The sequence below is a fragment of the Streptomyces sp. NPDC001852 genome (assembly GCF_042891825.1).
Lineage (GTDB): Bacteria > Actinomycetota > Actinomycetes > Streptomycetales > Streptomycetaceae > Streptomyces.
In genome coordinates this window covers 186,386-193,013 of sequence record NZ_JBIATN010000017.1, presented here as the reverse complement: position 1 = coordinate 193,013, position 6,628 = coordinate 186,386, and the positions used below count along the sequence as shown (strand labels likewise).

At 71.1% G+C, this 6,628-nt stretch carries 7 protein-coding genes; 2 read left to right on the top strand and 5 right to left on the bottom strand.

What is annotated here, in order from left to right; all coding sequences use genetic code 11:
* From ACFYZB_RS28355 to ACFYZB_RS28345, 3 genes are all read right to left on the bottom strand, one after another.
* The coding region (locus ACFYZB_RS28355) for a recombinase family protein (protein ID WP_388763512.1) at nt 1-291 on the bottom strand (291 nt) is incomplete at its 3' end.
* 16 nt (nt 292-307) lie between these two features.
* Nucleotides 308-727, bottom strand: coding sequence for a hypothetical protein (locus ACFYZB_RS28350; RefSeq protein WP_388763510.1), 420 nt, complete (start codon nt 725-727; stop codon nt 308-310).
* Nucleotides 691-1,401 carry a CapA family protein gene (locus ACFYZB_RS28345; protein ID WP_388763509.1) on the bottom strand — a complete coding sequence of 237 codons (711 nt, stop codon included), beginning with the start codon at nt 1,399-1,401 and terminating at the stop codon, nt 691-693. Before ACFYZB_RS28345 ends, ACFYZB_RS28350 begins: the two co-directional genes overlap by 37 nt.
* 20 nt (nt 1,402-1,421) lie before the next feature.
* Between ACFYZB_RS28345 and ACFYZB_RS28340 the strand changes: the two genes are divergently transcribed.
* Nucleotides 1,422-2,405, top strand: coding sequence for a hypothetical protein (locus tag ACFYZB_RS28340; RefSeq protein ID WP_388763507.1), 984 nt, complete (start codon nt 1,422-1,424; stop codon nt 2,403-2,405).
* Between the two features lie 39 nt (nt 2,406-2,444).
* Nucleotides 2,445-2,852, top strand: coding sequence for an NTP pyrophosphohydrolase (locus ACFYZB_RS28335; protein ID WP_388763506.1), 408 nt, complete (start codon nt 2,445-2,447; stop codon nt 2,850-2,852).
* A gap of 141 nt (nt 2,853-2,993) precedes the next feature.
* On the opposite strand, the gene ACFYZB_RS28330 is transcribed toward ACFYZB_RS28335, so the two are convergent.
* Together ACFYZB_RS28330 and dxs are read right to left on the bottom strand one after the other, a co-directional pair.
* Nucleotides 2,994-4,517, bottom strand: a complete 1,524-nt coding sequence (locus ACFYZB_RS28330) for an amino acid permease (protein ID WP_388763504.1) — start codon at nt 4,515-4,517, stop codon at nt 2,994-2,996.
* A 153-nt stretch (nt 4,518-4,670) separates the two neighbouring features.
* Nucleotides 4,671-6,599 carry a 1-deoxy-D-xylulose-5-phosphate synthase gene (gene dxs, locus ACFYZB_RS28325; protein WP_351211197.1) on the bottom strand — a complete coding sequence of 643 codons (1,929 nt, stop codon included), beginning with the start codon at nt 6,597-6,599 and terminating at the stop codon, nt 4,671-4,673.
* Nucleotides 6,600-6,628: the final 29 nt, after the last annotated feature.

The following is a 6,628-nucleotide window of genomic DNA, read 5'->3' as shown; positions in this document are numbered from 1 at the left end:
CCCTGAAGCGATCTCCGCCTCAACACGAACGACTCGGTGACCGGCCTTCGCCGCCCACGCCGACAGCCGAGCGACCTGGCGTTCCAGATCGGTCTCTTGATCGTGCGAGGACACGCGGGCATACAGACCCAGACCTCCGATCGCCTGGGGCGTGGTATTCGCGTCGATGTTCACCAGGATCGTGCGTGGCCCGACCCACTGAGCCGGTACCGGCAACGTCCCCTCACGGAACCAGCGATACGCGGTCTGCGGATGCACGCCCTGCGTCTTCGCCCATTCCGTCAGATTCACGCTCTGACAACGACACTCACTCATACACGGATACGCACACTTGTCCAACTTCGAGGACCAGCAGGTGGAGACCCCTGGTCCAGGTCTCCGGCATCAGGCGGACCCAGTCGTCGGTGACCACCTTGGTGGTGGTGTTGGCGGGTTCGGCGAAGGTGCGGGTCGGGCCCTTGAGGGTGGCGGTGCGGGCGCCGTCCGTGAAGGTGGCGATGACCGCGCCCTTGCCGTCGCGCAGCACCGAGCGCGCCGGGTCGTTCAGCCGTTCCCAGGTCTGCTTGCCGGTCGCCCCGCCCGAGTTGTGCAGGTTCTCGGTGATGGTCTGGGCGGGCGGGAGCTTCGCCTGCTCGTCCTTGCGCAGTGCGTAGGTGAAGTAGGCGCTGCCCGCGAGCAGCGCCAGGACCGTCACCGTGTGGACGACGGGGCGGTTGCGCTTCGGCATGGTGGGGGCTCCAGGAATGCGTCGAATGCGGGCGGGTTCAGGCGGACGGCCAGCCACGGCTTGTCCTTCGGGAGTGTGTGCGGCTCGTTGAAGCCGTAGGCGAAGGAGATCTGCGCGACCTTGACGCCCTTGACGTCCATGACCAGCGGGGTGTTCGCCTCCTTCGCGGTGCGGGCGGAACCGGTGTGCTTCAGGCCCGCGGCGTCCAGGGCGTCGAGGGTGCGCTTCACGCCGTCGTAGCCGTGGTCGAGGCTGTGGTTGGAGGCGGTGGAACCGGTGTCGTAACCGAGGTCCTTGATGGTCCCCGCCTCCTGCGGCGGCACCTGGAAGTCCGGGAAGCCCTCGAACGGCCCCCGCGCCGGGCCCATCACCGGCTCGAAGTGACAGATCGCCAGGTCGGCCTTGCTGATCAGCGGCTTGATGCCGGCCGTCATCGGCCCGAAGTCCATGCCGTCCACGCCCTTGCCCGTGCGCTCGGCATCCTTGCGCGCCTGGTCGACCAGTTCGGGGTGCATGAGGATGTCCCCGGCGGCCGCGACGGTGAAGGAGCGCCCGCCGCCCTGGGCTCCGGCGTCGTCCGAGAGGAGTCCGCAGCCGGAGACGGTGGCGAGGAGGGAGAGCGGGGTCAGCACGGACAGCAGGGACAGCAGGGTCCGGCTGCGGCGTCTGTTCACCGGGATATCTTGATACGACCATGAGAGCCCATCGCTCACGCTTCATCACGATTGCGACGCTGCTGCTGGTCGTCGCCGGTCTCGCGGCCGGTCTCACCGTCCTGCTGCGCACCCCGGGCGGCGCCGCGCACGACGGCCGCGGGCCCGCGCCGGAGGGGGCCGAGCAGATCGACCTGGCCCGCGAGGTGGCGGACTACACGAGCCGGTTCGCTCCTGGCCGGGGCTATCTGCCGCCCGGCCGGGCCGACCGCGAGGACATCGCCGCGGCCATCGGTCTGCTGCTCGACGGCCACCGCGCTCAAGCCGAACAGCGGCTGTCCCAGCGGGACTTCACCGTGCGCACGGTCGTCGACCGGCCCTCCGGCCACCGCTATACCGAGGTCGCCGACCGCACCGACTCCGCCGCGACCCCGCGCGGCTGGGGCCGGGTCTACCTCGATCTGGACCACCGTCCGAGCTGGTCGGTGCAGGTCCCGCATCCCGGCTTCGACCTCGGCACCGAGCAGCTGGGCGTGCGGGTGCTGCGCGGCTCACCCGGCGGGATCCTCGTGATCGCGGGAGCACACCGCAAAGCCGGGGTCGGCAACGCGGCGGACGTGGCACACCGCGAGGACACCGTTTTCCACGCCATCTGCGCCGAGCTGGCCCGCCGCGGGATGCCCGGGATCCAGGTGCACGGCTTCGCCGCCTCCGCCGTGCCCGGCTACGACGTGGTCGCCTCCACCGGGGCGGGGTCGGCCGGCCGGAGCGACGGCCGGGAGCTGGCCGACGCCCTGCGCGGTCACGGCTTCCGGGTGTGCCGGGCCTGGGTGCGGTCCTGTCCGCTGGAGGGTCTGACGAACGTGCAGGGCCAGGTGGCCGACGCCGACCATGTGCCGTTCCTGCACGTCGAGTTCTCCCCCGGGGTGCGTGCGGGCGGGCCTCCCGCAGAGCGCGCGGCCGCCGCGATCGCCGCGATCACGGGCCGCTGGGCCGCGACACACCCGACACCCGTGACACACTGACTCTGCTACGCAGGCGACACCACAGGGCTGTTCCGGAACATGACGAACACCAAGGGCGGGACGGACGTGACGGACGGGCCCCTCCCCCTGATCGTCGTCGACGGCGCGAACGTCGTCGGGTCGGTGCCCGACGGCTGGTGGCGCGACCGCCGCGGCGCCGCCGAGCGCCTGCGCGACCGGCTGGCGCCCTTGGCCCGGTCCGGTGTGGCCGGCCTGCCCGGTCCGCTGGAGCTGGTCCTGGTGGTGGAGGGCGCGGCCCGGGGCGTGGAGTCGGTGCCCGGGGTGCGGGTCGAGGACGCGCCCGGCAGCGGCGACGACCGCATCGTGGACCTCGCGGCGGCGGCCGGCGAGCGCCCGTGCCTGGTCGTCACGGCCGACCGCGAACTGCGGCGCCGGGTCCGGGAACACGGCGCACAGGTCACCGGCCCCCGCACGGTACTGGGCTGATCCCGGGGTCCACACGGTACCGGGCCCGGAACCCGGCGCCCGCACGGGAACGGGCCGAGAACACGGCGCGCCCCGCCCATACAGCCCGCGCAGGCTGCCCCACCGGCGCCGGCTCTCCGAGGGGCCGCCCGGTGAGGACCGCTACGGAGTGTTCCCGGCGGGCGGCCGCCTGGGCTCTCCGGTGGCGGTCTGCCGGCCCGGGGCCAGCCGGCTGTGGGTGCGGCCGTAGAGGAAGTAGACGGCGAAACCGATCACCATCCAGATCACGAACCGCAGCCAGGTCTCGGCCGGCAGGTTGAGCATCAGCCACAGCGAGGCGCACACCGACAGCACCGGGATGACCGGGACCCACGGGGTGCGGAAGGCGCGCGGCAGGTCCGGGCGGGTCCGGCGCAGGATGACCACGCTGATCGCGACGACGACGAACGCGAAGAGCGTGCCGATGTTCACCAGTTCGGCCAGCTCGCTCAGGCTGGTGAAACCGGCGACGATCGCGATGATCACGCCGAGCAGGATGGTCGGCCGGTGCGGGGTCCGGAAACGCGGGTGGACACGGGAGAAGAAGCGCGGCAGCAGTCCGTCGCGGCTCATCGCGAAGAACACCCGGGTCTGGCCGAGCAGCAGGATCATGCACACGGTGGTCAGGCCGACGGCGGCGCCGAAGCTGATCACACCCGCGTACCAGGGGTGCCCGATGGCCTTGAAGGCGTCGGCGAGCGGGGCCTCCACGGACAGCCTGGAGTACTTCTCCATGCCGGTGACGACGATGGAGACGGCCACGTACAGCAGGGTGCAGATGAACAGGGAGCCGAGGATGCCGCGCGGCATGTCCCGCTGCGGGTTGCGGGTCTCCTCGGCGGCCGTCGCGACGATGTCGAAGCCGATGAAGGCGAAGAACACGACCGAGGCGGCCGTGAAGATGCCCATCACACCGAAGTTCGCGGGCGCCCAGCCGAAGATCAGCTGGATCAGCGGGGCTTTCAGGTTGCCGCCGGCCGGCACAGGCTGAGGGTGCGGAATGAACGGCGAGTAGTTGCCGGCCCTGACGAAGAAGGCACCGGCGACGATCACGATGAGGACGACGACCACCTTGATGGCGACGACGAGCGAGGTGATCCGGGCCGACAGTTTCATGCCGAGGACGAGGATGGCGGTGAGCACCAGCACCAGGGCGGCGGCGAGGATGTCGAAGCCGAACCCGGTCGCGGTGTCCCGGCCGGCCAGGTAGTCCGGCAGATGCCAGCCGGCGTTGTCCAGCAGCGAGCGGATGTACCCGGACCAGCCGACGGCCACCACCGCCGTGCCGAGCGCGAACTCCAGGACCAGGTCCCAGCCGATGATCCAGGCGGGCAGCTCGCCCAGGGAGGAGTAGCTGAACGTGTACGCCGAGCCCGCCACCGGGACCGTGGACGCGAACTCGGCGTAGCAGAGGGCGGCGAGCGCGCAGACCACGCCGGCCACCACGAAGGCCAGCGACACCGCCGGGCCGGCGTTGTTCTTGGCGACCTGCCCGGTGAGGACGAAGATGCCCGTGCCGATGATGACACCGACGCCGAAGACGGTCAGGTCGAGCGCGGAGAGGGACTTCTTGAGCGAATGCTCCGGCTCCTCGGTGTCCTGGATGGACTGCTCGACGTTCTTCGTCCTGAACAGCGCGCTGCTCACGTCCTGCCTCCCACGCTTGGGGACCTCGCCGATGGCCCGTCATGATCGAGAGGGTCGGGATGCGTATGCCCCGGCACAGGCAGGTTCACGCAAGCGGGCCGGTTCCGCCACCGCAAGGAGTGGCGTCACCGGCCCGTCGCGGGGCGCTCGCCGTCAGTCGCGCGCGGGCTCCACCGAGTCGACCTCGGCGGCCGTACGGTCGAACCGGCCGTCCAGCTTGGCGACCAGCCCGGTGACCTGGCGGGCGATGTCCGGGGCGGTCAGGCCGATCTCGGCGAGGACCTCGCCGCGGGAGGCGTGGTCGAGGAAGCGCGGCGGGATGCCGAAGTCGCGCAGCGGCACGTCCACGCCGGCGTCGCGCAGGGCCTGGGCGACCGCGGAGCCGACACCGCCGACCCGGCTGTTGTCCTCCACGGTGACGACGACCCGGTGCCGCTCGGCGAGCGGGGCCATGGCCTCGTCGACGGGCTTGACCCAGCGCGGGTCGACCACCGTGGTGGAGATGCCCTGCTTGTCGAGCAGGCCGGCGATCTCCAGGCACATCGGGGCGAGGGCGCCCACGGAGACGAGCAGCACGTCCGGCCGGTCGGTGCCGGGCTCGCGGAGCACGTCCATGCCGCCGATGCGGCCCACGGCGGGTACGGCGGGGCCGACGGCGCCCTTGGAGAAGCGGACGACGGTCGGCGCGTCGTCCACCGCGACGGCCTCCCGCAGCTGGGCCCGCACCTGCTCGGCGTCCCGCGGGGCCGCCAGCCTGAGGCCCGGCACGACCTGCAGGATCGACATGTCCCACATGCCGTTGTGCGAGGCGCCGTCCGTTCCGGTGACACCGGCCCGGTCGAGCACGAACGTCACCCCGCACCGGTGCAGGGCCACGTCCATGAGGACCTGGTCGAAGGCGCGGTTGAGGAAGGTGGCGTAGACGGCGAAGACGGGGTGCAGCCCGGCATGTGCCAGGCCGGCCGCCGAGACGGCGCCGTGCTGCTCGGCGATGCCGACGTCGTAGATCCGGTCGGGGAAGGTGTCCGCGAACTTCTTCAGGCCGACCGGCTGGAGCATGGCCGCCGTGATCGCCACGATGTCGTCGCGCTCCTTGCCGAGCTCGACCATCTCGTCACCGAAGACGGAGGTCCAGTCGGCACCGGAGGCCTTGATCGGCAGGCCGGTGTCGGGGTGGATGGGGCCGATGCCGTGGAAGCGGTCCGCCTCGTCCTGCAGGGCGGGCTGGTAGCCGCGGCCCTTCTCGGTGAGGCAGTGCACGATGACCGGGCCGCCGAACCGCTTGGCCCGGGCCAGGGCGGACTCCAGGGCCTCGATGTCGTGGCCGTCGATCGGGCCGACGTACTTCAGGCCCAGGTCCTCGAACATGCCCTGCGGTGCGATGAAGTCCTTGAACCCCTTCTTCGCCCCGTGCAGGGTCTCGTACAGCGGCCTGCCGACGACCGGGGTGCGCTCCAGGAGTTCCTTCGTCCGGGCGAGGAAGCGCTCGTACCCGTCCGTCGTGCGCAGGGTCGCCAGGTGGTTGGCGAGGCCGCCGATGGTCGGGGCGTACGACCGCTCGTTGTCGTTGACGACGATGACCAGCGGGCGGTCCTTGGCGTCGGCGATGTTGTTCAGCGCCTCCCAGGCCATTCCGCCGGTGAGCGCCCCGTCGCCGATGACCGCCACGACATGGCTGTCGCGTTTCTTCAGCTCGTTGGCCTTGGCGATGCCGTCGGCCCAGCCGAGGACCGTGGAGGCGTGGCTGTTCTCGATGACGTCGTGCTCGGACTCGGCCTGCGAGGGGTAGCCCGACAGGCCGCCCTTCATCTTCAGCTTGGAGAAGTCCTGCCGGCCGGTGAGCAGCTTGTGCACGTAGGACTGGTGGCCGGTGTCCCACAGCACCTTGTCCTTCGGCGAGTCGAAGACGCGGTGCAGGGCGATGGTCAGCTCCACCACGCCGAGGTTGGGGCCGAGGTGGCCGCCGGTCTTGGAGACGGCGTCGACGAGGAAGGTGCGGATCTCCTGTGCCAGCTGGTTCAGCTCCTCCAGGCTGAGCCGGTCCAGATCGCGCGGTCCCGTGATGCGGGTCAGCAGCGGCACCCGTGCCTCCTTGCAGTAGAGCTGATCGA